This is a genomic window from Photorhabdus temperata, from assembly GCF_025384845.1.
GTDB lineage: Bacteria > Pseudomonadota > Gammaproteobacteria > Enterobacterales > Enterobacteriaceae > Photorhabdus > Photorhabdus temperata.
Genome location: NZ_JAJAFX010000195.1, coordinates 1 through 812 on the forward strand (window position 1 = coordinate 1; position 812 = coordinate 812).

Genomic DNA, 812 nt, shown 5'->3' on the forward strand with positions numbered 1-812 from the left:
TCATCATCTTCTGACGCTGACTTTTTAAGGCCCAGCAAGTGGGCGAATTTCAAACTAGCCATCTATTAAGCTCCTGATTCACTCAGTAATTTTCGGAATGCCGCATCGGGCGTGATAACCTCGTCAGCTAATCCCAGACCAACACCCTCAACAGCCAAAAAACATGCCGCTTGAGTGTCACGAATCGTTTTTTCAGAAATGCCCCGGTTCCGGGCAACGGTACTCACAAACAGTTTTCCCATCGCGTCTACATCATCTTGTATTGAGTCGCGGGCCTGTTCAGTTAGCGGTACATAAGGGTTGCTTTCCGCTTTCCGATCTCCATATGTGATGATAGTCACTTGTAACCCATCTTCTTTAATCCGTTGCGACCAATCGCAGTGAATGACAATCACCCCGATTGAACCTACACCACCCGTCCGGGGTACATAGATTTTGTCGGCTGCGCTAGCTAACGCATAAGCAGCGGAGTAAGCGTTTTCGGATAAAATAGCGTGAATCGGCTTTGTTCCTCTGGCTGAATAAATCTCGTCCACCAGATCAAAACACCCGGCCACTTCTCCACCCGGTGAATCGATATCCAAGCAAATGCCATTAACTTCAGGATCATAAAGCGCAGTAAGAAAGGATTGCCTGATGCCGTCATAACCCGTCATGCCGCTATAAGGACGTAGCGAACCCAATTTTTGTACCAGCGTTCCTTGAATCGGTATCACGGCAATGCCTTCAACAACGTCATAACCGGCATCGTTTTTGGTACGTGAAAAACTGCCGTCATCGTCCCAATCTGACATGGCATTAATCCGCGTGAT

The 812-nt window shown here is 47.9% G+C and carries 1 protein-coding gene; it reads right to left on the reverse strand.

The window, feature by feature from the left end; genetic code table 11:
- Positions 1-65: 65 nt before the first annotated feature.
- Positions 66-812: S49 family peptidase (locus LGZ99_RS24530; RefSeq protein ID WP_262979861.1), on the reverse strand; the 747-nt coding region annotated here is incomplete at its 5' end.